The sequence below is a fragment of the Pseudomonas sp. N-137 genome (genome assembly GCF_034555295.1).
Taxonomy (GTDB): domain Bacteria; phylum Pseudomonadota; class Gammaproteobacteria; order Pseudomonadales; family Pseudomonadaceae; genus Aquipseudomonas; species Aquipseudomonas rhizophila.
On the sequence record NZ_JAXUDQ010000006.1, the window covers coordinates 749,756 to 775,081 of the forward strand.

18 protein-coding genes and 3 pseudogenes are annotated in these 25,326 nt (G+C 53.6%); 4 read left to right on the forward strand and 17 right to left on the reverse strand.

Features of this window, described 5'->3' with window-relative positions; all coding sequences use genetic code 11:
• Positions 1-4: 4 nt before the first annotated feature.
• The 10 genes from T3A99_RS05595 to acnA (T3A99_RS05640) all read right to left on the reverse strand — a co-directional run bounded on the left by T3A99_RS05595 (position 5) and on the right by acnA (T3A99_RS05640) (position 14,002).
• Entirely contained in the window at positions 5-496 is a 492-nt protein-coding gene (locus T3A99_RS05595; protein WP_322834037.1) for a tripartite tricarboxylate transporter TctB family protein, read from the reverse strand.
• Position 497: 1 nt separating this feature from the next.
• Positions 498-1,469: a tripartite tricarboxylate transporter substrate binding protein gene (locus T3A99_RS05600; RefSeq protein WP_322834038.1), complete on the reverse strand. Its 972-nt coding sequence runs from the start codon at positions 1,467-1,469 to the stop codon at positions 498-500.
• A gap of 82 nt (positions 1,470-1,551) precedes the next feature.
• Entirely contained in the window at positions 1,552-4,323 is a 2,772-nt protein-coding gene (gene acnA, locus T3A99_RS05605) for an aconitate hydratase AcnA (protein WP_322834039.1), read from the reverse strand.
• Positions 4,324-4,474: 151 nt separating this feature from the next.
• A complete protein-coding gene (locus tag T3A99_RS05610) occupies positions 4,475-5,404 on the reverse strand; it encodes a GntR family transcriptional regulator (protein ID WP_322834040.1) in 930 nt (309 codons plus the stop codon).
• Between the two features lie 304 nt (positions 5,405-5,708).
• The gene (locus tag T3A99_RS05615; protein ID WP_322834132.1) at positions 5,709-7,352 is read right to left on the reverse strand and encodes an acetolactate synthase large subunit; all 1,644 of its coding nucleotides are present in this window, start codon (positions 7,350-7,352) and stop codon (positions 5,709-5,711) included.
• Positions 7,353-7,428: 76 nt separating this feature from the next.
• Positions 7,429-8,169: a transporter substrate-binding domain-containing protein gene (locus T3A99_RS05620; protein ID WP_322834041.1), complete on the reverse strand. Its 741-nt coding sequence runs from the start codon at positions 8,167-8,169 to the stop codon at positions 7,429-7,431.
• 15 nt (positions 8,170-8,184) lie between these two features.
• Positions 8,185-8,880, reverse strand: coding sequence for a TerC family protein (locus tag T3A99_RS05625; protein WP_322834042.1), 696 nt, complete (start codon positions 8,878-8,880; stop codon positions 8,185-8,187).
• Between the two features lie 32 nt (positions 8,881-8,912).
• Positions 8,913-10,139: a lactonase family protein gene (locus tag T3A99_RS05630; RefSeq protein WP_322834043.1), complete on the reverse strand. Its 1,227-nt coding sequence runs from the start codon at positions 10,137-10,139 to the stop codon at positions 8,913-8,915.
• Between the two features lie 76 nt (positions 10,140-10,215).
• Positions 10,216-11,364, reverse strand: coding sequence for a 2-methylaconitate cis-trans isomerase PrpF (gene prpF, locus T3A99_RS05635; protein ID WP_322834044.1), 1,149 nt, complete (start codon positions 11,362-11,364; stop codon positions 10,216-10,218).
• Between the two features lie 31 nt (positions 11,365-11,395).
• Complete coding sequence (gene acnA, locus T3A99_RS05640; protein WP_322834045.1) at positions 11,396-14,002, reverse strand: aconitate hydratase AcnA; 2,607 nt, start codon at positions 14,000-14,002, stop codon at positions 11,396-11,398.
• 351 nt (positions 14,003-14,353) lie between these two features.
• Here acnA (T3A99_RS05640) and T3A99_RS05645 point away from each other — a divergent pair, with 351 nt between their 5' ends.
• The 3 genes and pseudogenes from T3A99_RS05645 to T3A99_RS05655 all read left to right on the forward strand — a co-directional run.
• On the forward strand, positions 14,354-15,670 hold the full coding sequence (locus T3A99_RS05645; RefSeq protein ID WP_322834046.1) for a CitMHS family transporter: 1,317 nt from the start codon (positions 14,354-14,356) through the stop codon (positions 15,668-15,670).
• Between the two features lie 116 nt (positions 15,671-15,786).
• Positions 15,787-16,674 carry a GntR family transcriptional regulator gene (locus T3A99_RS05650; RefSeq protein ID WP_322834047.1) on the forward strand — a complete coding sequence of 296 codons (888 nt, stop codon included), beginning with the start codon at positions 15,787-15,789 and terminating at the stop codon, positions 16,672-16,674.
• A gap of 319 nt (positions 16,675-16,993) precedes the next feature.
• Positions 16,994-17,161, forward strand: a pseudogene (locus T3A99_RS05655) (MFS transporter); the annotation flags it as partial.
• A 62-nt stretch (positions 17,162-17,223) separates the two neighbouring features.
• Here the strand turns inward: T3A99_RS05655 and T3A99_RS05660 are convergent.
• The 3 genes and pseudogenes from T3A99_RS05660 to T3A99_RS05665 all read right to left on the reverse strand — a co-directional run.
• A pseudogene (locus tag T3A99_RS05660) lies at positions 17,224-17,874 on the reverse strand (efflux RND transporter permease subunit); the annotation flags it as partial.
• Positions 17,872-18,174, reverse strand: a pseudogene (locus tag T3A99_RS27830) (response regulator); the annotation flags it as partial. The pseudogenes T3A99_RS27830 and T3A99_RS05660, both read right to left, overlap by 3 nt.
• A gap of 285 nt (positions 18,175-18,459) precedes the next feature.
• Positions 18,460-19,359 (reverse strand): LysR family transcriptional regulator, encoded by a 900-nt coding sequence (locus T3A99_RS05665; RefSeq protein WP_322834048.1) that lies wholly within the window; start codon positions 19,357-19,359, stop codon positions 18,460-18,462.
• A 126-nt stretch (positions 19,360-19,485) separates the two neighbouring features.
• Between T3A99_RS05665 and T3A99_RS05670 the strand changes: the two genes are divergently transcribed.
• Positions 19,486-20,247 carry an isochorismatase family protein gene (locus T3A99_RS05670; RefSeq protein WP_322834049.1) on the forward strand — a complete coding sequence of 254 codons (762 nt, stop codon included), beginning with the start codon at positions 19,486-19,488 and terminating at the stop codon, positions 20,245-20,247.
• 346 nt (positions 20,248-20,593) lie between these two features.
• Here the strand turns inward: T3A99_RS05670 and T3A99_RS05675 are convergent, their stop codons facing one another.
• The 4 genes from T3A99_RS05675 to dmpG form a co-directional block, all read right to left on the reverse strand.
• Positions 20,594-21,253, reverse strand: coding sequence for a TetR/AcrR family transcriptional regulator (locus T3A99_RS05675; protein ID WP_322834050.1), 660 nt, complete (start codon positions 21,251-21,253; stop codon positions 20,594-20,596).
• A 196-nt stretch (positions 21,254-21,449) separates the two neighbouring features.
• Complete coding sequence (locus T3A99_RS05680; RefSeq protein WP_322834051.1) at positions 21,450-23,030, reverse strand: methyl-accepting chemotaxis protein; 1,581 nt, start codon at positions 23,028-23,030, stop codon at positions 21,450-21,452.
• 175 nt (positions 23,031-23,205) lie between these two features.
• Positions 23,206-24,210, reverse strand: coding sequence for a CDP-6-deoxy-delta-3,4-glucoseen reductase (locus T3A99_RS05685; RefSeq protein ID WP_322834052.1), 1,005 nt, complete (start codon positions 24,208-24,210; stop codon positions 23,206-23,208).
• A gap of 79 nt (positions 24,211-24,289) precedes the next feature.
• Positions 24,290-25,324: a 4-hydroxy-2-oxovalerate aldolase gene (gene dmpG / locus T3A99_RS05690; protein WP_322834053.1), complete on the reverse strand. Its 1,035-nt coding sequence runs from the start codon at positions 25,322-25,324 to the stop codon at positions 24,290-24,292.
• Between the last annotated feature and the right edge of the window lie 2 nt (positions 25,325-25,326).

Here is a 25,326-nt window from a genome sequence, read left to right on the forward strand (position 1 = left end):
TAGGTCAGATCCAGGCGTTGATAAGGGGCGGAAGGGAAACCCCTAGCCCGGCGCCGAACAGCCAGTAAATAGGTAGGGTCAGGGCAATACCGATGGCGAGATCACACAGCGGGCGTCCGCTACCGAAACCTCGTGCCGAACAGGCAAATAGCAGCCCGGCTGCTAATACGAATCCGATGAGGTTAATGAGCAAGGCGATCGACACGAGGCCCGCCGTTACCCAAGTAACGCCTGCTTTACCACCGGGTATTGCTTTAGCAGACGCCTCGCTGTCTCCCAAATTACGGAGTCCACCGTTAACTGATTGGTAGCTCAGTAACGCTCCCACAGCCCCAAGAAAAAACGATACGGCATAGGGATAGACGTGAGCACCCAGGATGACAAAACCCATTTCGGGTGGAAATCGAAACGCGCCGATTGCCAACGTTAAGCTGATGGCGATCAGGCCCGCGCCGATCGCTAGCTGTTCTGGCTTTACACTGCTTGACTTGGCCATATCAAAGCAGCCCAACCTTGACCAGCATCGCGCGCAGCCGTACGTGTTCATCGTCGACGAATTTGCCTAACTCCTCCCCGGTCAGAATGCTGGATGACCAAGCGTTGGCTTTAAGATTGTCCTGCCAAACTTTGCTGTTGGTGGCGGCCAAGACGGCGTCAGTAACTTCTTTGCGCTGCCCGGAAGTGAGGTTCGCAGCACCGTAAACTCCGCGCCAATTGGCGATTGTTACGTCGTACCCCTTCTCTTTCAGTGTCGGTGCATCGATGCCTTCAATGCGCTCGGGGGCGCCGATGGCGACCAAGCGGAACTGCTTGGACTGAACATACTTGGCAAGCTCGGCGTAGCCACCAGTGATCACCGTAACATGTCCTCCCAGCGTCGCCGCAACGACTTCGCCCCCACCCCCGAAGGCGATGTAATTCACCTTATCCACCGGAACATCCATCTTGCTCGCTAATTCAGCGATGCCAATATGGTCGATCGACCCCTTGGAGCCACCGCCCCATTTGATACTGGATGGGTTGGTCTTGAAGGCAGCCAGCAAATCGTCAAGGTTTTTGTATGGGGAGTCCTCACTCACGGCAAGCACGTTGTACTCCGTAAACAACCGTGCAATCGGTGTTACGTCCTTCAAGGTGATTTGCGGCTTGTTCTGTTCCACGGCGGTAACCATGATTGCTCCGACAACGAGCAGTGCATTCGGATCGCCCTTAGTGCTATTGGCAAACTGTGCGAGTCCCAACGTTCCGCCCGCGCCACCTTTGTTCTCGAAGGTGACGCCTTTGACGACTTTGGCTTCTACCAAGGCTTTGCCCAGGATCCGCGCGGTCTGGTCATAACCACCACCCACCGTGCCTGGGGCCATGAACTTGACAGTATCCAGCGCCAGGACGGATGTCGTGAATGTGAATGCGGTAACAGCTGCTGCAATAGGCACAAAGCGGCTGAATCGATGGAATGATGTGAACATGAGTTTCTCCCGATACTATTGTTTTTGTTGGTGCCGGTTGAATTTCGTCCAGGGGACTGAGCCCTGCTTTACCTTCGCTTAGTCAGACTTGTACCTCTTGATGCACGATATCCCGGGGATTAGCGGTAGTCTCCAGTAGACTCGACAATACGTATGGAAGAATGCCGCCGTTGGCGAAGTAAGTGGCCTCAATAGCGGTATCAATACGCGCTAATAAGGTCACATCCTGGTGGCTACCGTCTTGTCGACGGATCCGTAGCGTCACATCCTGGGTTGGCTGAACTCCGGACTCCACACCCAGGATGTCGAAAGACTCCGTGCCCGTCAGTCCGAGCGAAGCTGCGTCCTCCCCGGCTTTAAATTGCAGAGGCAAGATACCCAGACCTGCCAGGTTGCTGCGATGGATCCGCTCGAAGCTTTTGGCGATTACAGCACGTACACCCAACAGTCGCGTGCCTTTCGCTGCCCAGTCTCGACTGGAGCCGGTACCATATTCTTCACCTGCGAAAATAAGCACGGGGGTTTCGTTCGCGAGGTAACGTCGGGACGCATCAAACAAAGAAGCTCTTTCACCGGCCGGTTGCAGCAGGGTGAAAGGGCCTTCATCCGCTGCCCCGTCGGATCGCGTGGGTAGCATCAAGTTTTTCAGCCGAACATTGGCAAACGCTCCGCGAACCATCACTTCAAAATGTCCACGACGGGCACCGTAGGTGTTGAAATCCTTCTGGTCGACACCTCGTGCCGCAAGCCATTGCCCAGCACTGGAATCGGCAGCGATGGCCCCTGCAGGGCTAATGTGATCTGTGGTAATGGAGTCCCCAAGAATTGCCAATGCGCGCGCACCCATGATCGGGCGAGCGGCTTGCTCGGTGTCAAAGAAATCTGGTTCTGCTGCGTAAGTAGACTCAGGCCAGTCGTAGACCTCACCTTCGGTGGTCTTGATTGCATTCCACAAGTCATGGTCACGCGTCAGATCTGCATAGAGATTTTTATACAGTTCTGCGTTGGCTGCCTTAACGCTTAATGCCTTGATCTCGTCGTTTGTAGGCCAAATATCGGCAAGCATTATCGGCTGGCCTTCGGCGTCATGACCCAACGCCTCAGTGGTCAGGTCACAACGCGTCGTTCCTGCCAAAGCAAACGCCACTACGAGCGGTGGACTGGCGAGAAAGTTGGCCCGCAGATTCCCGTGAATCCGTGCTTCGAAGTTGCGGTTGCCAGAAAGCACTGCACTGCACACCAGATCCTGACCAACGACGACTTTTTCTAGAGCCGCATCAAGTGGGCCAATGTTGCCGACACACGCCCCGCAACCATACGCCGCAATATCAAATCCCAGCCGACTGAGTGGCTCAATCAAACCCGCATCTTGCAGATAGGCAGTCACTACCCGTGAGCCAGGCGTGAACAACGTTTTAACCCACGGTTTGGCAACGAGCCCCTTTTCTACTGCCTTTTTAGCCAGCAGACCCGCTGCAATCAGCAGTTCAGGATTCGAAGTGTTGGTACAGGAAGTAATCGCTGCGACCAATACATGACCATGCCCGACTTCGTAATCTTGAGCCGGGCCAGGGGCCCCAGCGGGCAGAGCATGAACAACATATTGCTCTTCCAACTGTTCAGCTGTTTTCGCGTAACCACCGCTTTTAGCATCTTGCAGCATCACCTCATCGAATCGGCGTCCCAAAGCTACTAGGTCGACACGATCTTGCGGACGCTTTGGGCCGGAAACACTTGGGACGATGTGGTCAAGCTCAATGGTAATGACCGTTGAATAGTCGATGCTGCCCGGCAAAGGTGAACCGAACAAATTCTGAGCTTGGAAGTAGCTTCGAATCAACTCGACCTGCTGAGCACTACGACCAGTTTGCGCGTAGTACTCGAGGGTCTTTTCATCGACAGGGAAAAAACCGCTAGTGGCACCATACTCGGGTGCCATGTTGGCGATAGTCGCACGGTCGGTCGCGCTAAGGGAGTTTGCCCCTTCGCCGAAGAACTCGACCAGTTTGCCCACCACCTTTGCAGCGCGCAGCGTTTGAGTGATCTGGAGCACCGCATCAGTTGCTGTGACACCCGCTTGCAGTGCCCCTTTGAGTTCAACTCCGACTACATCGGGCATCAGCATATAGATAGGCTGACCGAGCATGCCGGCCTCCGCCTCGATACCGCCAACCCCCCAACCCAATACGCCAATACCGTTGATCATCGTGGTATGGCTGTCAGTACCGACCAGCGTATCCGGATAAACCACGCCGTCTTTTACGATCACGCCCTGAGCCAGATACTCAAGATTGATTTGATGGCAGATACCGATGCCTGGAGGAATGACTTTGAAAGTCTCGAAAGCCTGCATGCCCCACTTCATCAACTCGTAACGCTCACGATTACGCTTGAACTCCACTTCCATATTCTGCCGCAGTGCATTGGGGACATTGGAGAACTCGGTCTGTACCGAGTGATCCACCACCATATGCACAGGCACCATTGGTTCTATCGCTTTGGGGTCAGCGCCATGCTTTTTCGCCTGGCTTCGCATGGCGGCAAGGTCGGTGAGTAGCGGAATGCCGGTAAAGTCCTGCAGCAGTACCCTGCCCACCACAAAAGGGATCTCGCATTCGCGGCTTTCCCGTGGCTGCCATGAGGCCAAGTCTTTCACGTGAGAAGCTGACACCTTCGTGCCGTCGCAATTGCGCAGAACGGACTCCAGCAGAATTCTTATGACCACCGGCAGCCGATTGAGGTGCGGATATTCTTCAGCCTGCAATGCGACCAAGGAGTGGTAGAGGTGCACTCGCCCATCGGATGTCCCAAAAGATCGCAGACTCTTGACTGGTGGTTGATTCGAGTCGTTCATCAGGCTTCTCTAGTGGCTTTTATTGTTTATTTTCCATCAGAAACACAATCAGGCTAGATCTGAATTATTGTGTTTGTCAACGCATAAACGCAATCAAAGACGAAAGGACAAAAAAAGGCCGCGAATGGCGGCCTTGGATGTTACGAGTGGACTATGACGCGGCTAGAGCGTCAGTTTCGGCGGGAATAGTCATAGGCTCGCGATCGAAAACCGCAGACACCGCCTTCTTACGCCATGCCGCTTCGATATGCTGGAGCATGTAGCTTGCCGCACCAAGATTATCGCCCTTCTCAATGGCTTCGAGAATTAACAAATGTTCTTGGGCTATCGCCTGCCGAGGCAGGTTGTGTCTCGCCTGTCGATACTCGGCCAAACGCCGAGCCTGATCGAGACGTCGCAGCGTCTGCAAGGCAAACCGATTACCCGACCACTCTGCGATAGTTTCGTGAAACCTGGCGTTTGATTCGAAGCGTTCAATGGCCGTCATGGACTTGTATCCACCATCATAGATTGCCTGTTGTTCTTTTCGCAGCGCATGCAACTGATCCAAATCAGGCCTGAATTTGGCACTCAGTATGCCTGCTGGCTCGATGGCCAAACGCAATGAGTACATGTCCTCATAGGCCTCAAGGGAATCGATCATCGGCAGGAAGCGCCAACCGTAGCCGACCTCTTTTTCTACCCAGCCTTCGCTTTGTGCTCGAGCAAGAACCTTCCCGATTTCACTTCTGGAGACCCCCAGCACACGAGTCAAATCCGCCTCGGTAACTGATTCCGGCACAGTGCCATGAAACCGGGCATCGGCCAGTTTCAGATACAAGGGATCATCCGCGCCAGACAGGTGCGCCAAGACTTCCGGTGGCAAGCTATCCAGGTCGCCATCAACATGAAAGCCACGGTTTTTGTCGTAGCGCATCAATCCAGCGGTTACCAGACACTCCAAAGCCACCTTCACCGGAGAGCGTGAGGTACCGATCAGTTTCGCAAGCGTCCATTCCGGTAAGTGGGTGCCCACCGGCAAGCGCTCCCGACGGACATAATTGATAATTTCCCGCAGCGCCTTGCGCTGGCTGTTGGTCAAGTCCTGAGTCATATCTTGTTGGCTGGCTGAGGTAAGGGCATTAGGAGCAATAAATATACACGCCCAGACAGCAGCGTGTAGAAAAGCGCAAATCCCTAGAAATACGCGCACGCCCTATTTTTGCGCTTTTAAACAAATAAACGCAATAATAGCATTGACAAAAACCACTGCCGACAACTGGAGAACCTGCGGGCATCCATTGCGAAGTTTGTCGCAGGACGACGAAACTCTTGAACCCGTTGCCCAATCATCAAGCTTGTGGACAGGCACTCGGCCCACCTAGGTGGGCCGATGCTCACGTGGATCAGATGGACAAGCTTCGCTCGCGCAGCTCGACGTTGAGGATGCGATCGTTCTCTGAGTAATCGACAGGGCAGTCGATTACGTGCACGCCTGGAGTATTGATACAGTGCTCCAGCAGTGGTCGGAGCCCCTCTGCGCTCTCCACTCGGTGCCCCTGCGCACCGTAGGCTTTGGCGTACTGCACGAAGTCGGGGTTGCCATAATCCAGGCCATAGTCAGCGAACCCCATGTTCGACTGCTTCCAGCGGATCATTCCGTAGCCATCGTCACGCAGGATCACCGCAGTCAGATTCATCTTCAGGCGAACTGCAGTCTCCAACTCCTGGCTATTCATCATGAAGCCACCATCGCCACACACAGAAATGACGGGCCGATCAGGATAGACAAGATGAGCGGCCATAGCCGATGGCAGGCCGGCCCCCATGGTTGCGAGCGCATTGTCTAGCAGCACAGTGTTGGGCTTATGGGCCTTGTAGTTACGGGCAAACCAAATCTTGTAGATGCCGTTGTCCAGAGCAACGATGCCCTCAGACGGCAGGACGCGGCGAATGTCGGCGACCAGGCGTTGCGGGTAAATAGGAAAGCGGTCGTCGTCAGCACCTTCGACAATCTGCGCTTCGTTGGCCTCACGGATCGTCATCATCCGCGTAAAGTCCCAATCCGAGGTCTCACTTAGGGCTTCTCCGATCTGCCAGATAGCATTGGCGATGTCGCCGATCACTTCGACCTGCGGGAAGTACACCGGATCAACTTCGGCTGAGCGGAAGTTGATGTGAATGACTTCTGTGCCTCCTCGAACCATGAAGAAAGGTGGCTTCTCGATGACGTCGTGGCCAACGTTGACGATGAGGTCTGCCGCCTCGACAGCGCGGTGGACAAAGTCGCCGGACGATAGTGCAGCGTTGCCGAGAAAACGCGGGTGACGCTCGTCAACAACACCCTTGCCCATCTGTGTGGTCACAAACGGGATGCCAGTCTTGTCGATTAGTTGCTTGAGCACCTTGGCGGTCATCTTGCGGTTGGCACCGGCGCCGATTACCAAAATCGGGCTACGAGCAATTTGCAGTTTTTCGACAGCGGCCTCGATGGCTTTGTGCTCGGCTAACGGACGCCGGTGCAGGCTCGGTGGGATCGGCAGACTGTCGGTTTGCTCGGCGGCGATGTCTTCGGGCAGTTCCAGGTGTACGGCGCCAGGCTTTTCTTCCTCCGCCAGACGAAAAGCCTCGCGTACACGGGACGGGATGTTGTCCGCAGAGGCCAGTTGGTGGGTGTACTTCGTTAGCGGTTGCATCATGCCGACCACATCCAGGATCTGAAAGCGGCCTTGCTTGGACTTCTTGATCGGCTTTTGACCTGTGATCATCAGCATGGGCATACCGCCAAGATAGGCATAGGCGCCGGCAGTCACCAGGTTCGTTGCACCGGGGCCGAGGGTCGACAGGCTAACACCGGTCTTACCAGTCAGGCGCCCATAGGTGGCAGCCATGAAGCCAGCCGATTGCTCATGGCGAGTCAACACGAGCTTAATCCTGGAGCGACGGAGCGATTCGAGAAGATCCAGATTCTCTTCGCCGGGGATACCAAAGACGTACTCGACGCCTTCACTTTCCAAACATTGAACAACGATGTCCGAGGCCTTTGCCATTATCTGTTTACCTGAAGTGATGAAAGCGATGCCTCGCCTTGCATGTCCGAATATCGGAGAAATAATGCTGCCTGGATTAATACGCTTCTGGCAGTGCCACTCGCGCGTCATGTTGCCCACTGGCGGCTAGCGCCTTGGCGACGAAGCCATTTCTCACTTGACGACTTATAAAGTCCTGGATGTATTCAGCTGCAATTTTCCGCATCTTCGGAACAGCCATCGCTTGACGTATTTCCGTGAAGTTGTCTGCCAGCACCCTTACTCCCGGAGCTGACCTTGCAAATCGCTCCAACGGCTGTCGAACCCCCGCTGCCGCCTCCAACCCCTGTTCAAGAAAGAGATCAACAGCGCCCGCTGAAGTCTCCCCTCTGACGAGCTCGGCTTGCTGCAGGGTGCGAGAGAGATATAGGTCGTACGCGGCACCCCTGCCTACAGAAATTCTGTGACCTTGCACATCGAGATCAGATGCACTTTGGAACGGGCTTTCCTCTCGGACGAGGTAAGTGCCATCGATACTCACATATGGATTTGAGAAGGCGATCTTCTCAGCGCGTACTGGCTCGATAGCCAGAAACGCCAAGTCCCAAAGTCCCTCCTCTAAGGCAGCGAACACTTTCCCAGCGGCGTCGTACGGAGCCAGCTTGACCGCGACACCCAACTCGTTTGCCAATGCATTTGCCAGTGCAACAGAGACGCCTCCTAAATTGCCGGTGGCTTCATCGCGCTGGGCCAGGACTGGATTGCCTAGATTGATAGCTACTCGCAGTTCGCCTCCAGGGGCTAAATCGCTGCGCACAGCTGCAATATCGAAACTCATAGCTGCTCACCTCTTTCAGACGTCTGGAGACGTATAGCAATCGATTTGCTGGCGACTCCTGACAAGCTGTCCAACAATCAAGACCAATACCGCGCCGACCAGCCCAGCTGCGTAATGCGACCACGACGGTAGGCTTGGCAGGCTGATGTCTCCGACAGCCATGCTTCCGGCGATCCAGCCAAGCAATGCCGCCCCGAGTGTGATTACCAATGGAAATCTATCCATAAAGTGAAGCACTAACTTGCTGCCCCAGATGATGATAGGAATGCTGATGACGATGCCAAAAATCACCAGCTCCAGGTTTCCGTTGGATGCTCCCGCAACCGCAACGACGTTATCCAGGCTCATGACAGCATCAGCAACAATGATCGTTTTGATTGCTCCCCACAGACGAGGGCTGGCCGAAAGGTTGTCGTGCGCATCCTCCTGCTCTGGAATAAGCATCTTGATACCTATCCAGAGAAGCAGCGCTGCTCCGATGAGTTTGAGGTAAGGCAACTCCAGCAATTGCAGTGCAAAGAAAATCATCACGATGCGAAGCACAATGGCGCCCAGGGCACCACCAATAATGGCGCGATTGCGCTGAGCTTCCGGGAGCTTGCGGCACGCCAATGCAATGACAACTGCGTTGTCGCCTCCGAGCAGAATGTCGATGGCGATGATTTGCGCCACCGCCAGCCAGAATGTTGGCGAGTTGAGTAGTTCGATCAAAGTAAGCACTCCAGACCTAGCGAATCAGGCAATCAGGTCGTTTTGAAAATCATACAAACAGGGCTGCCGGTTTTAATCACATGGCCATTTTCAGTGAGGCCACCTGAATTTCTGTCAACGTCGAATGTGACGATGTTGTCGGTCTCTTCGTTGGCTACAAAAAGACGAGAACCATCAGGGGTCAAATTCATGAAGCGCGGTTTACGGCCTTGTGAAAGCGTGTGGCCCTTGGCCAAAAGCGCACCCGTTTCATCGATCTCAAAAGTCGCCACGCTGTCGTGACCACGGTTCGACACATACAGATATTTCCCGGACGGCGCCATGACGATGGCAGCTGCTCGACTGTTACCTGTGAACTTAGACGGTAAAGTAGGCAGGATTTCCTTCGCAGTCAGTGATCCTTGCTCTGCCTCATAGGCGTACTCGGTGACACTGCTGTCCAACTCGTTGACAACATAGGCATGCCGCGCGTCAGGGGTAAAGACGATATGACGCGGGCCTGAACCCTCTCTTGCCTTAATCATGCTGACTTGCGTTGCATCGAGCTTCGCGTTGTTGTTTCGAACGCGATAAACAAAAATCCCGTCGAGGCCTTTATCGGGGATCATCAGAAAATGCCCTGAAGGGTCAAACGGAATCATGTGTGGGTGAGAACTGCTTTGCTCGACCTTGTGAGGACCAGCCTCACCTGGAAGCGGCTCAACGTGCGATGAACCACCCAAGCTGCCGTCCTCCTGGATGGGAAACAAGGCAAAGCTACCGGTCGCATAGTTGGCGACGGCCAAGAATTTATTGGTGGGGTCAACGCTAAGGTGGACAGGATTTTTGCCTTGGGTAGCGACGGTATTGAGCTTGGTCAGCTCACCTGACTTTGAGTCGATAGCGAAGGAACTGACTTCACTCTGATCACCGTGAACACAGTAAAGATGAGACTGGGTATGGTCGAAGGTCAGAAATGAGGGATTGACCAAGTCATTGAGCGTTTGTACCAGTGTGCATGCGCCGGTTTCTGGAGCGTAGCGGTAAACAGTGATACCAACGCCGCGCGCGTTGCGTTCTTTGGTTGTTCGAGATCCGACATACGCAAATCGAGGGGTTTGAGTGGTTTTGTTGTTAGCCATTTTGTATTCATCACTCGTAGAAGCTGCGCTTGCAGGAATGTTGAAGTAGCCGGCCGCAATCCCGCCTGCCGCAATGGCGGTGAGTTGAACGAATCGACGGCGAGGCAGGAGGTGACCTGGGAATTCGGATGAACTCATGACGGAACTCTCATTTTATTTTTATTTTGAACTCGGACGTGCTCATGCCGAGCGTTGCTCGGCATGACACAGCAAATCAAACTACTTCGGGGATACGCACCCAACCTTCCATCAGTCGACGAGCGCTACGGCTCATGACTGCTTTTCCAACTGTCCAGGCCCCGTCTACGAGGGACGTTTTCGCACCGACAGCAACGCTGCCTGCAGTGTGCCCCATGCGAACCTGACGATCTCCGATGTCGCCGACGATGCGATTGACCAACGTGCCATCAAGCGCCGCTGCAACTGCGACAGCTACTGCCCCGGTACCAGTGATTGCATGGTGGAGCCTGCCCATTGAGAGAATTCGAGCAATCACGTCAATGTCACTAGGCTCAACCTGTTTGCCACCTGCCGCTTTGTAGGCTTGAGGTTTAGCGACCATACAAAGCTTCGGCGTGTGAGGACGCAAACGTGTCGCTTCATCCGCACTCTCGGCCAAGCCCATGGCCACGGTGCAATGCGCGCGAATGGTTTCAAGCCGTGCAAGCAACTGCGCATCACCGTTAACCTGGTCTTGAGTTTCGGTGCCTTTCAGGCCCACCTTATCCGCGTCTACGAATATGGTCGGGTTGCCAGCATTCAGCAGTGTCACTGCAAGATTACCGACGCCCGGAATGTCCAATTCGTCGATGGCATTTCCGGTTGGCAGAATGCTGCCATCTGAACCACCGGGATTGAGGAACTCCAAGACAACTTCGGCAGCAGGAAAAGCTACGCCATCGAGTACGAAATCACCCTCTTCCTGAACCTCACCATCACGCATTGGCACGTGGGCGATGATTCGCTTCTGGATGTTGGCTTGCCAGATGCGGACAACTGCCATGCCATCGCGAGGTGCATCCACCAAGCCTTCGGAAATCGCGTAAGGGCCAACCGCCGAGCTCAGATTTCCGCAGTTACCTGACCAATCGATTACAGGGGCCTCAATCGCCGGCGCACCAAACAGGTAATCCACATCACAGTCATCACGGGTGGATTTACCGATGATCACAACCTTGCTCGTACTGGAGGTGGCGCCGCCCATCCCATCGATCTGCTTGCCATACACATCCGGACTGCCAATCACACGAAGCAGGATCGCATCACGCTCCGCACCTGCCGGTGGCAGACTCTCGTCAAGGAAGAACACGCCTTTGCTCGAACCGCCACGCATGTAAACGGCAGGAATACGTCTTTGAGTCATTTTATATTTACTCCAACAGATCAGCGTTGCATCAGTTAACGGATGCGTTCTTCATGCTTTCGATCAAAAGCTGTGGCAGCAGACCGCCGCTGCGGAAGTAACGAACGTCCTCAAAGGTGTCCAGACGACTCACGACCGTGACACGCTCTTTCCCACCATTCTCACGCTCGATCACCAGCGTAATCTTTGCGCCTGGCTGGAAGTCTTCGGTGATGCCTTCAACGCTAAATGTTTCACGTCCGGTCAGACCCAGACTGTGGCGAGAAACACCATGCTCAAACTGCAGCGGAAGAATGCCGAGGCCAGCCAGGTTGGTGCGGTGGATGCGCTCAAAGCTTTCGGCAACAACCACACGAACACCCAACAGACGAGGGCCTTTTGCAGCCCAGTCACGTGAGGAACCACTTCCGTATTCTTTACCGGCAACGACAATCAGCGATTGCTTACGCTGCGCATAGATCTCAGCTGCCTGGAAAATCGTGGTGACTTCTTTCTCGGGCAGAAGCAACGTCCACGGGCCTTCACGACCATCTTCAAGCAGTTCATTTTTCAGGCGAGGGCTTGCGAAGGTCGCACGCTGAGCCGCTTCATGGTTGCCACGACGCGTGCCATAGGAGTTGAAATCCGGTACTGCGATGCCGTGCGACTGCAGATACTGACCCGCATCGCTTTCTGGAAGAATCGCGCCAGACGGCGAGATGTGGTCGGTGGTGATGTTGTCCGAGAGCATGGCCAACACACGCATGTTGCTGAGATCTTTGGCGGTATCTGTCGCAGTCACCGCGTCGCTCCAATACGGAGGTTTGCGGATGTAGGTGCTGCTCGCTTGCCAGGCATATTGGTCGCTGACGCCGGCGCGCAGATCGCTAGCGATCAAGCCTGCTTCACGCGGAACATCCTCGTAGGCCTTGTCGAACAAATCGGCAGTCAAATTATCTGCTTCGATTTGAGTCAGCTCCTCATCGCTCGGCCACAACTCGTGCAGATAGACCGGCACGCCTTTATCGTCGAGACCCAATGCGTCCTTTTCTGGGTCAATCAGGTAGGTACCGGCAATCGCATAAGCCACGATCAACGGTGGCGACATGATGAAAACTTCGCGGGCCAGTGGGTGGACTCGGCCTTCAAAGTTACGGTTGCCTGAAGTCGCAGCCACCGTCTCCAACTTGCGAGCACGAATTTCGTCTTCGATTTCGGTGCTGAGCAACGGGCCGGACATACCATTGCAGGTGGTGCAGCCGTAGCCAACCAGGTTGAAACCCAAGGCGTCCAGATCTTCATTCAGGCCAGACCGCTCAAGATAGTCAGAAACCACCATGGAGCCAGGAGCAAACGAGGTTTTCACCCAGGGGGCTCTCTTCAGTCCACGCTTGCGTGCGTTTCGCGCAACCAGTCCCGCAGCAATTACTCCGCGTGGGTTGGAGGTATTGGTGCAACTGGTGATAGCTGCAAGCACCACTGAGCCATTGTCCAGACCGGTAGGAAGATTGGTCGCGGGCGCCTTTTGTCCCAACACGATGCGTTGGTGCGGTTGTTTCGGCCCGGCAATCGAGCGTGCGACAGAGCTCAGATTAAGTGTTACGACACGGTTGTATTCAGCATCGGCAAGACTGTCGTGCCAGAGACCTTGTGCACGAGCATACGCTTCCGTCAGACCCGAAATCTGACCGCCACGCCCCGTCATTCGCAGGTAGTGCAGCGTCCGGTCATCAATGGCGAACATTGCCGCTGTTGCACCGAATTCAGGTGCCATGTTCGACAAGGTCCCTCGGTCAGCGAGCGAAAGTTGCTCGACACCAGGGCCGAAAAATTCCAGGAAGGAACCGATAACACCCGCATTACGAAGTTGCTCAGTCAAGGCCAGAGCAATATCGGTCGCGAGGTAGCCCTGAGGCAAGGTGCCTTCCAGGCGCACACCAACGATTTCCGGCAGACGCAGCATCAGTGATTTACCGAGCATCGCAGCTTCGGCCTCGATACCGCCAACGCCCCAGCCCAAAACTCCAATGGCATTGATCATGGTGGTGTGGCTGTCGGTACCTACCAACGTGTCAGGAAATGCCCACAGTTCGTCGCCGCGACACTGGGTCCCCACAACCGTAGTCAGGCGCTCAAGGTTGATCTGGTGAAGAATCCCTTTACCCGACGGAATGATCGAAAGGTTGCTGAATGCCTTATTGCACCAGTCCAGAAACTGGAACCGCTCGGCGTTGCGTTCACGCTCGATGGCTTCGTTATCAGCCAATGCACTCGCGTCACCCCAGCGCTCGACATTGAGCGAGTGATCCACCACCAGGTGGGTTGGAGTGACGGGGTTGACCAAGCGTGGATTGCCACCTTGCTCCGCGACGGCATCTCTCAAGCCAGCAAGGTCTACGAGTGCTGGAGTACCCAGCAGATCCTGCAGTACAACCCGAGCCGGACGGAACGGGATGTCGAATTCTTTGGAGCGGGCACAAATCACCTTCAGTGCGGCTTCAGGATCAGCCTCGCCACGTAAAACGTTTTCGGCAAGAACTCGCAGGCTATAGGGCAGCCTGTCGTAGTCACCGCCCAGGTCAGTCACAACCCCGCGGATATCGCTGACACGGTACTCGATTCCGTTGGCGGAAACGGTTCGACCCTTTGACATAGGCATTGGCTAATCCTCACAGGCTATACGGGCAATGTTTTTGTGAAGGCCATATTGCACTTTGTCACGATATAGGTCAATGTTGATTCATCCGATTCATCTCAACCCTGAGATCGGACGTACCCCAACCAACGATTTCTACTGTGCACAATCGCTCCTCCGACGTAGCGCCCAGTTAGGTACGGTAGAAAAAATAAACATAAGAAAGTCGAGACCCACCATGATCAAGCTCCCATGCCCCTGTTCCATCCTCACTCCCCTTTTTTTCGAGCCCGCCTCGACTTGAGAACCATGGATCTAGAGCAGCCACGCGGCTGACGAGAGCCACATACGTCTAACAAAAGTGGGAGTACGACCGTGTTAACAATCCTTGGCTTTTCAATGGTCATTTGTTTCATGTACCTGATCATGACCAAGCGCCTATCGGCGCTGATTGCGCTGATCCTGATACCTATCGTTTTCGCTTTGATCGGGGGCCATTACGCGGGCCTCGGCACCATGATGCTCGACGGTGTCAAAACCCTCGCACCAACGGGCGTGATGTTGACGTTCTCGATTCTCTACTTCGGCATCATGATCGATGCGGGACTCTTTGACGGGCTCGTGCGCTTCATCTTGAAGCTGGTGAAAGGAGACCCGCTGAAGGTTCTGGTAGGCACTGCCGTGCTAACGATGCTGGTCTCACTGGACGGTGACAGTTCGACCACTTACATGATCGCTTGTGCAGCGTTTCTGCCGCTTTACCAGCGGTTGGGTATGAACGTGCTGGGTATGGTCTGCGTAGTGAATATCGCCAGCGGCATCATGAACATTTCACCGTGGGGTGGGCCAACAGCACGCGCAGCTGCCGCCCTACATGTCGATGCACTTGAGATATTCCTGCCGATGATTCCGGCAATGCTGATGGGTGCAGCCTGCCTCGTCTTCACTGCCATTGTGCTGGGTCGCAAGGAACGTGCCTTGCTCGGAGTGCTTCATCTCGAAGACTTTCACCATGGATCGATGGCCTTGGGGAACGGATCGGCAGAAGAGTGTGACGAGCATCGCCGTCCGAAGATGTTCTGGCCAAACCTGATTCTCACACTCACTTTGATCGCTTGCCTTGTCGTGGGTGTCATGCCAATCCAGGTGCTCTTCATGGTCGGTTTCGCACTGGCAATCATGATCAACTACCCAAGCATCGAACACCAAAAGGAACGTATCGCCGCCCATGCGTCGAATGTGCTGGCCGTCACTGCATTGATCTTTGCCGCCGGGATATTCACCGGCATCCTGTCTGGAACCGGTATGGTGGATGCGATGGCCAAAAGCTTGCTCACTGTCATTCCACACAGTTTCGGCCCGTTCCTGGCCGTATTCACCGCATTGGTCAGCATGCCGTTCACATTCTTCATGTCCAATGATGCGTTTTACTTCGGCATTCTGCCCGTGATCGCACAGACAGCCGTTCAGTATGGAATCACGCCTCTGGAAATTGCCCGCGCCTCAGTGGTCGGCCAACCTGTCCATCTGCTGAGCCCGCTGGTACCGTCCCTGTACCTATTGGTCGCACTGGCAAAAGTCGATCTGGGTGACCATCAGCGTTTCGCGCTCAAGTGGGCCGTTTTTGCCAGCTTCGGTCTGCTCGCTGGTGGCCTGTTGTTCGGGGCGTTTCCCCTCTACCAAATTCGATAAGACGGGCGCTCGGCGCAATACAAACCTCGGCAGAGGCCAAAATGGTCTCTGCCGTTAAGCTTACCGACACGCTAGAATGATGTTCCCATGGTCAGCTCTATTCGGTTCTCGATCCAATGCCTCTAAGCCCTCTGCAAGCACGCATTGCGCGTGACATTGTTTCTCACGTGCGTCGTGAGCGCTTCGATATAGGACACCACTTGGTCGAGTCACAGCTGGCCGCAACGCTTAACGTTTCACGTACGCCGGTCAAATTTGCCATGGGCCACTTGGTCGAAAAGGGCATGCTGACATACGACCGAAACCGAGGCTTTTTTCTAGCGCGCTCCAGTGACGATCTAGTAGACCTCGCCTCGGAAGTCATGGAGAGCAGTGATGATCCGCTCTACCTGAAATTTGCTGAATTACGCCTTAGCAGACATCTTCCGGAGTTGTTTACCGAAATTGAATTCATGCGTCAGTTTGATGTTTCGCGGGCAGCGCTGAGGGCGGTTCTATCACGTATCCAACAGGAAGGATGGATTGAACAACGTGCGGGCCAAGGATGGCGGCTCCTGCCCATGATCGATTCAGTGGAGGCGTATGAAGAAAGCTATTCATTCCGCGCAACCATCGAGCCCTCAGGCCTGCTCTCGCCCACCTTTCAGATAGATCGTGAAACGCTTGCCTCCTGTCGCAAACAACAGGAGTTTATTGCCAACGGCGGTTACCTGACCATGACTCCTCAGGAGCTGTTCGAGGCGAACTCACTGTTTCACGAGACACTGGCGGCCTGTTCCGGCAATCGCTTCCTGCAGCAAACCGTCCGCCGTCTCGACCAATTGCGTCGACTTGTGGAATACCGTCAAGCCAGCACACGAACCCCGCGCAAAGGCCAAGCGGAAGAGCATCTCGCTATCCTCGACTGCCTGGAACGAGGGGATCGGTTGGCGGCTGCAGACCAGATGCGCAAACACCTGGAGCAGGCCCGACGTAAAAAAGTAGACCCCGCGCTGTTCGAGTAACCCCCCTCCTATCCTCTCTTGATGCCAAGCGCGATCTTACGCCTCGCGCTCGCCTCCCCTATCCGACTATTACCGAACGATAGCCTGAAGCTAATCGTTGGTTTAATGCGCAGCTAAAAATCATCAAATGACTTATATCGCTATAGAGATCAGTTTTGATCTCTAGAAAAGCAAACGTCGACTGACGAGTCCGCCTAAACACAACTCCATTAGCCAGTGCCTCGATAAAGCGCCCACCACAATCAAAATATGGTGAATACATGTCGTGCCTCAGCGGCTGGATAGCCATCTTCTTTTCTCACTGCCCATGATCAACTACATGGACAGAATCGTCCCCTCTATCGCAGCCAAATCCATCACAGAGGAATTACATCTTTCCTTGATCGGCATGGGTTACCTCTTCTCGTCATTCATTCGGAGCTATGCTTTGCTCTTGATTCCTGTCGGACTGCTGATTAACAAATTTGGAGTCAAACGTGTGGGCGAACTCGGCATTTTCATTTGGTCGTTAATGACAGCACTCGGCCCCGAGTCTTTTCGCATTTTGATTCATACTCGTGACTGCTTGACACAAGCCGGAATTTTCGCAAAGAGAATCTCATATAGCACCGGAATCAAGCCCAATGTCACCAGCGTTCCCAACGCAAGCCCCCCCCCATAATTGTAATCGCCATGCCTTCCCACAGTGGCCCTGCAAACAGCATCAGCGGCACAAGGCCAATGATGCAGGTCAGCTTGGTCATTACAATTGGTCTCAGGCGCATGACGGCATGCCTTTACTACAGAGTCATGAATAGACAAGCCGTCTGTTAGCTCCACCTCAATGCGCTCAAGCAGCAACACGGCGTTGTTAATGATGATTCCGGCAAGCGATAGCAAGCCAAAGGTCGCCATGAAACCGAATGGATATCCCGTTATTAAAAGCGCAACCGCTACCCCAATTAGTACAAACGGAACACTGGACACCACGATCAACAGTTTTCGGAACGATTTGAACTGCCAGACGAATAGCAGGAATATCGCGATCAGGGCATGCGGTAAGTATTGAAGCAACGCCTCGTTGGCGTCGGCAGAATCTTCAATTTCTCCGCCGAGTTCGATCCGATAGCCGGGTGGCAGTTTTATGGCTGCGATCTGCGGCCCCAACCGCTGGACAATCGTGCTGGCTGTCAGCAAAGGATTTTGCCCAACCACGGTGACATAGTCATCTGCGCCATAACGCAAGGCTCCCAATTTTTCCGGCTCATCACCCATCGCCGTGACCATGATTACTGGTGTATCACTGCAGCGTCTGACGGTCGTAAGCACTTCGGTTCCGCTCATTCTTGGTAGCATCATATCCAGCAAGATCAGGTCGGGCTTGTGCCGGTGGTGCAAATCAATGCCACGTTGTCCGTCTTCGGCCAGTATCACTTCGAAGCCGTCGCGACGCAGGTAGGCCTCGAGAATGCTGGCGCTGTCGGCATCGTCTTCGACAACTAGAATACGTTTTCCTGACACGGGGAGCCTCTTGATCAAATCTTCTGAGCTCTAAACTCGCGATGTTAATTACCCGAAACAGCCCCTCCGCTCCTATCTCCGATGCTCACATGAATGGTCCATATTTCAGTTAAACTTTCGTTCGGCTTTAGTTAACAGACACAGCCGCCCCCTAGATCAATCAAACTATCGAGCCGTAAAATTTGATCCGACATAACAAGCAAGGCCCATTGTAGGCACTTACCCTTACAAAGTTTGCAAGATAACATCTGAAGATCTCCATCCCGCGAGTCACGCGTCGAAAACTCATTCGAGCCACATACGGGTATGAAAAGCTTGGACCAGGAATTCAATAAGAAGACGTACTTTGTGCGAGACGTGCTTGCGAGTCGGATAGACTGCGTAGACGCCAAGTTCAATCGAGCGATACTGCGGTAAGACCTCCACAAGCGCTCCAGACTTCAAGTGTTCACTGACCAGAAAAGAAGGCTGCAACATGATGCCTTGGTGATTCAGCGCTGCGGCACAACAGGTATCACCACTGTTGGCACGCATGCGGGGGATAACCTTTACGATCACTTGCCCTTCAGGGCCATCAAACTCCCAGTTTTCACCCGATGAATACAAGCTGTACGACATCACCGCGCGCGCTGCAAGGTCAGCTGGGTGCAAAGGTGTGCCATGCTGAGCGAGATATTCCGGTGATGCGCACAAGATCATTCTGGTTGAAGTAAGTTTACGGGTTATCAGCGACGAATTTGGCAGGCGCGCGATACGAACAGCCAGATCATAGCCTTCAGCCACCAAATCGACTACTTGATCGGATAATGTCACATCCAGTGTGAGTCTGGGATGTAGCATCATGAATTTGGTCCACAATGGATTAAGGTGCATGAGACCAAAGCTTACTGGTACATTGACTTTGAGTTGTCCAATCGCATCGTTCTTGTTGGCAGTGATCTCAGCCTCAGCCTCGTCGAGGCCCGCTAGTAGCTTCATGCAGCGCGCATGAAAAATATCTCCATCCTCCGTCACTGAAATTTTGCGTGTATTCCTTTGCAACAACCTTATTCCAAGACGCGCCTCTAGCTCGCTGACATAACGCGACACGCTGGCTTTTGACATCCGCAATTCGTCAGCAGCTTTTACGAAGCTGCCGACACTCACCACCGTGACGAACACCTTCATTTCAAGAAATTTATCCATAACACATACATTGTATCATTTTTTGGAATACTCCATCTTAGTCGAGTCAGCTTATCCAGGTGGACTACATATATACACTCTTCGCTGTCGCAGCAATCTTGCTGCGACCCTAGCTAGGAGTTGACCATGATTGATCGTCCAGCCGACATAATCAGTGGCCTGCAAGACAGCGCCTTACCAACACGCACCACCAACGAAGAAGCCAAGCGAGTTGGTCGCTACGCCTATGAAAAACCCACGCCAGAAAACAGCATCATCCTATTTATCGACCACCAGATAGGGCTGATGGCAGGGGTGCGTGATTTTAGCTCCCTAGCAGAATACAAAAGTAACATTGTTGGCTTGGCTCGCACCGCCCATGCCTTAAATATTCCAGTACTACTGTCGAGCTCGAACGCGCAATGGCAAAATGGAGACACGCTGCCTGAGCTCAAGGAGCTTTTCGCCGACCAGCCAATCTACCGCCGCACAGGGATCATCAATTGCTACGAGGATCCAACTTTCCGCAAGGCGCTGGAAGACCTTGTCGCTAAAACCGGCCGCCAACACATCATCATCTCGGCGGTTACCATCGGGACTTGCTGTGCGTTTCCAACCTTGTCAATGCTGCAGGATGGCTATAAGGTGTTCCCCGTTGTCGACGCTTGTGGGGCGTGGAGCACTTATGAAGCGCAATCTGCCATGTCGCGCATGGCCAATGCAGGCGCCGAACTGGTTACTACCTTTGCGCTGGCGTGCGAGTTGCAAGCTGACTGGAAGCTTCCAACCGCCAACAATATGCTATCCCCCTTCATCAATAACCTGCCCGAGTATGGTTTTGTGCTCCAGAATTTTTGGAACAATGCCAATCAACGTGTCGTGCCGGATCCGTTCGGCCTTGTGAAGTAAGAAGGTTCCGCGCACGGCCATTGAAGCCGGCGCAGCAGGATGTGCAGGCCACTAAAATATGGTGGCCTGATACAGCTCCCAGCAACACTTTGCCGGGCCCTTGTCCATCTGCGAGTTGCGTGAATCATCTGTTCGTTGCCGTCCCCCTCGCGCCTTGAGCAACACTGATCGCGATGATACTCGGCAGGATAAACCTCTATAAATTAAAGAGCCTCCAACCAAACATTGGCATAGAACTGTTCCCCCGATAGCCCCAAGCCGTAAACAAAATCCCGACGCGCCGACTCAACTACGATTGGCGCCCCACATGTGTAAACCTCAAAGTCCTGCAAACTCTGAAAGTCCTTTAAGACTTGATGGTGGACAAACTCGGTCGCACCTTGCAGCTCACCGTGCGCACGCGATGCTGACTGATTGGATCGCACTGTTGCTGGACGCCGGCCAACCGAAAAGCGTTCGCAACGCATGCCTCGATGGTCCACGACTCGGGCATGGGAGCTGCACTGCAACCCGCCGCGCAAAAGCCTCGCAAAACGCACAGAATGGCCAGCTGTACTGAAAGCAAATCACAGAACTGGAACACTCCGTCAAGCATACCTTGACGCAGAATTGACCCGAGCTCCGCCTCGTACAGCTCCGTCAGCTCGTTGACCATCGCCTTGCCCTGATCGTCCAGGCTTCGAAAATCCAGCTGCACAATCAGGCTCTCCGCAGCCTTGCGGTAGTAGAAGCCAACATACACAGCGACAAAACGCATGAGCATTTGCTCGGCACTTTGCTTTTCTCGATCTTGCTTGCGCTGGTCCACCCATACGAACATGAGGTCTTTCAGGTAATCGCAGTACAACTCCTGCAGTAATTGACCTTTGCTTTCGTAGTGCGCATAGACCGAACCAGGGCACACTCCCACCGCTGCAGCCAGTTGACGCAAAGACATTGCCTCGAAACCTTTTTCCGCTATAAGGCGTACGGCATGGCGCTTTATTTCATCAACTTTATTATTCACTCATCCCTCCACCTGTAGTTTCTGGAGACACACAAGGTCGACCTAGGTCGTGAGTCACTGTCTCGTCGACTTAAACTGTCGGCGGCCGGCTTTCACGACAAAGGATTAAACCAGCCCAGGGCATCTTCAACCCGAAGTTCGGTAATTCAACATTCATTGAACAGGTATCACTTAACACTTCACGACTTTAATTTAACTACCAATTGAATCGATGAACAGCAGAGTCTAGATCACGCCCTAAACGGCCGAGCTCTTCAATTGAATTAAGAGCATGAGCGGATCGAGAGGCCGACTGGCCTGCTTTTTCGCTAACACTTACAATATTTTGATTGATTTCTTTTACAGCGACTCCCTGTTGTTCAGCCGATGCTGCTATTTTCTGATTCATTGCTTGAATATCAGAGACGGCCTGACTGATTTCACTCAGCGCTGACTTTGTTTTTTGAGCAAGACCCACAGCCTCTGCGGTGCGCTGACTGCTTTGATTCATCAACTTGGACGCTTGTATGGCTCCTGCCTGCAGAAAACTAATCAACTGTTCTATTTCCTCAGTTGATTGACGAGTCCTGATAGCAAGTGCCCTCACTTCATCTGCGACAACCGCAAATCCTCGCCCCTGATCCCCAGCTCGCGCTGCTTCAATTGCAGCATTAAGTGCTAGCAAATTTGTTTGCTCAGCAACCGCTTTAATCACATCGACCACCTGACCGATCTTTTCGCTACCTTGCTGTAGATTATCCATCGCAGATCCGAGTGACTCCATGTCTATTGCCAAGTACTCAATTTGATCAACAGTGCCATTGACGATTAGCTCCCCATCCTGCGCTTTTCTACCGGTTTCAACTGCTGCGTCAGCCGCCATCTCGGTATTGCGCACAATCTCTTGAACTGTTGCAACTAGTTCATTGATAGACATTAGAACCTGGCTGACTTCGACCCTTTGCTGTTCAAAACTAATCTGCGCCTCAGCACTATCTAGCGATAATTTAGCCGATGCACTGCTCAATTGCTTGGCCCCTTGGCCAATTGAGCCCACCAGCGTTCTTAGTCCGCTCGCCATTTTGCGGATTGATCTCAGCAGGCGACCTATTTCATCTTGTCGGGAAGAGTCTTCAACATCCATAAGATTACCCGAAGCAATACGTTCTGCAATATCTACCGTCGACTTTAATGGGGGCACTAACGAACGCGAAATCAACCAAACTGCAAACGCGCTCCCAGCCGTTGCAAGTAATGACATTAAACAAAGTAAAACATATACATATGAAACCTGACGACTTCGTTCGGCAATTACATCTTCAAGCAAGCTATCAACCAACCCGACGAGAGCATTATCAACCCTATCTTGCCTCTTTAAACTGACACCCAACTTAGCCTGATCAGCCCTGCCTATATTGTCGTGATTGTCGGAGCCGCCTCCTTCTTTCGACTCCCTGAATTTTGCTATTAACTGACGAAGCTCAATCTCCTGCGCATCTGTCAAGTAAGATTTTGACTCCGCAAGACTATTCTCCATACGCTGTACAGCTTCCGTTTGAAGACGCCCTGAATCCAGATCCTTTAGAAACTGGTAGCGGTCTCCCGCAGCACTTAAGCTAAGTACATTATTCTTCAACTCTCCCAAGCGAAGGCTTCTATCCAATAAACCAGACAGCGTATGTGCGCTATAAAATCCGGTGCTGGTCACTGAGAGTCCAATACTCATCACGAGCGAAAACCCGATAACAAGTTTGGATTGAACACTCAGATTGGCGAAAGCATCACCTTTTGAAATCATCGTCGCACCCTTTTATTATCATCCGTTGATGACAGAGTTGGCCTTCTACAGCTTAGCTAAATAGCGCTCAATTAATTCTTTGACACATGCTGGATGCTCCCGGGCGTTTCTGGATATCGTGTATTAACTTCATTATTGATGGACTCATGCGTTCCGGTGATTCAAGCATTGCGACTTAAACGAAAACATCGGCATAGAAATGTTCTTCGGGTAGGCCCAAATCGCGGACAAACTCCTTACGGGCAGATTCGACGACAATTGGCGCCCCACATGCGTAAACCTCGAAGTCTTGTAACGTCTGGAAGTCCTTGAGCACCTGGCGATGAACAAACTCTTTCGCGCCCTGCCAATCACACTCCTGTGTTGGCTCCGAGAGTACCGGCGTATAACGCAACCAAGGCAATTCAGCCTCCCAGGCAAGGAGCTGCTCATGCCGATAGAGATCCTCACGTCGCCGCCCACCCCAGTACAGATAAACCGGGCGCCGATTGGAGCCTTGAGCACGCAGTTGTTCCAATAATGCCTGGATCGGTGCGAAGCCTGTACCGCTGGCCAGAAAAATCATTGGCCGCTCGTTGCCACGCAGGAAAAATGAACCAAACGGACCTTCCAGCCGCAATATGCTCTTGGGCTGCAACTCGTTGAACACATGGCCGCTGAATGCCCCGCCTGGCATGTGTCGGATGTGCAGTTCCAACTGGTTGTTGACTGGGGTGGAAGTCGCCATCGAGTAACTGCGACGGCCACCGTCTTTCAGCAAGATCTGGACATACTGGCCAGGGTAATAGTCGAAGTTCGATCCGGGAGCCATGGTCAGTTTCAACACCGCAACATCGTGACTGACTTTATCTATGCTTGCGACTCTGGCGCCCATTTGCTGAATGCTGATGCCACGCAGCTCAGTGACTTCCGGTGCGTCAATCACCAGATCGGATTTCGCTCTCGCACAGCAGAACAAGGCCAGCCCGCGTTCGCGCTCCTCGGCGCTCAACACATCCAACGGGCTGTTGGCATGATCTACTTCACCGCTGAGTAATTTGCCCTTGCAACTGCCACATGTACCTGTTCGGCAGCTGTGCTTAAGCATCAAACCATCCGCCAAAGCACCATCGAGAATGCTTTGCTCCTCGGCCACCGTATAGCTGAGACCAACGGGTTGGATCTGTATTTGAAAACTCATGGCCTTTTCCTCACTACTAAAAACCGGTTTGCCCGCCACAATTTTGCGTGGCCGTGACAAACAAACCTGTATGTCATTCTCAGTTCGTGTATTGCTTGCTAGAGAGCAAATCCAGTGCAACGTCCACGATCATGTCTTCCTGACCACCAACCATTCGCCGCTTGCCCAGTTCCACAAGGATATCGAGGGTCTTGAGGCCATACTTGGCAGCGGCGATTTCGGCATGACGCAGGAAGCTGGAGTAGACCCCGGCATACCCCAAGGCCAAGGTCTCGCGGTCAACTCGCACTGGGCGGTCCTGAAGCGGGCGGACGATGTCATCGGCAGCATCGAGCAAGGTGTAGAGGTTAGTGCCGTGGTTCCAGCCCAAGCGATCGGCGGCGGCGATGAACACCTCCAATGGTGCGTTACCAGCCCCCGCCCCCATGCCCGCAAGGCTGGCGTCGATGCGGTCGCAACCCTCTTCCACCGCCGTGATGGAGTTGGCGACCCCCAGACTCAGGTTATGGTGAGCGTGCATGCCGGTTTCGGTTTCTGGCTTGAGCACCGCCTTGAACGCGCGGAAGCGCTCGCGCACGTCCTGCATGTTCATGGCACCGCCTGAGTCAGCCATGTACACGCAGGTCGCACCATAGCTCTCCATCAATTTGGCTTGTTGGGCCAAATGCTCCGGGGCGATCATATGGCTCATCATCAGAAAGCCGACGGTATCCATGCCCAGTTCGCGGGCGTATTCGATGTGCTGTTTCGATACGTCCGCTTCGGTGCAGTGAGTCGCGATACGGACCACTCGGGCGCCGGCATCGTAGGCGGCCTTGAGGTCATGCACCGTCCCGATACCCGGCAGCAACAGGGTGGTGATTTTGGCGTGACTGATCACATCGGCGGCAGCTTCGATCCACTCCAGGTCGGTATGGGCAGCGAAGCCATAGTTGAAGCTTGAACCTTGCAGACCGTCGCCGTGGGCGACTTCGATCGAGTCGACCTTGGCCTTGTCCAGGGCACGGGCGATGTCCTGCACATTCTGAATGGAATACTGGTGACGGATCGCATGACTTCCGTCGCGCAGGGTCACATCGGAGATGTACAGTTTTTTACCGGGATTAAAACTCATGG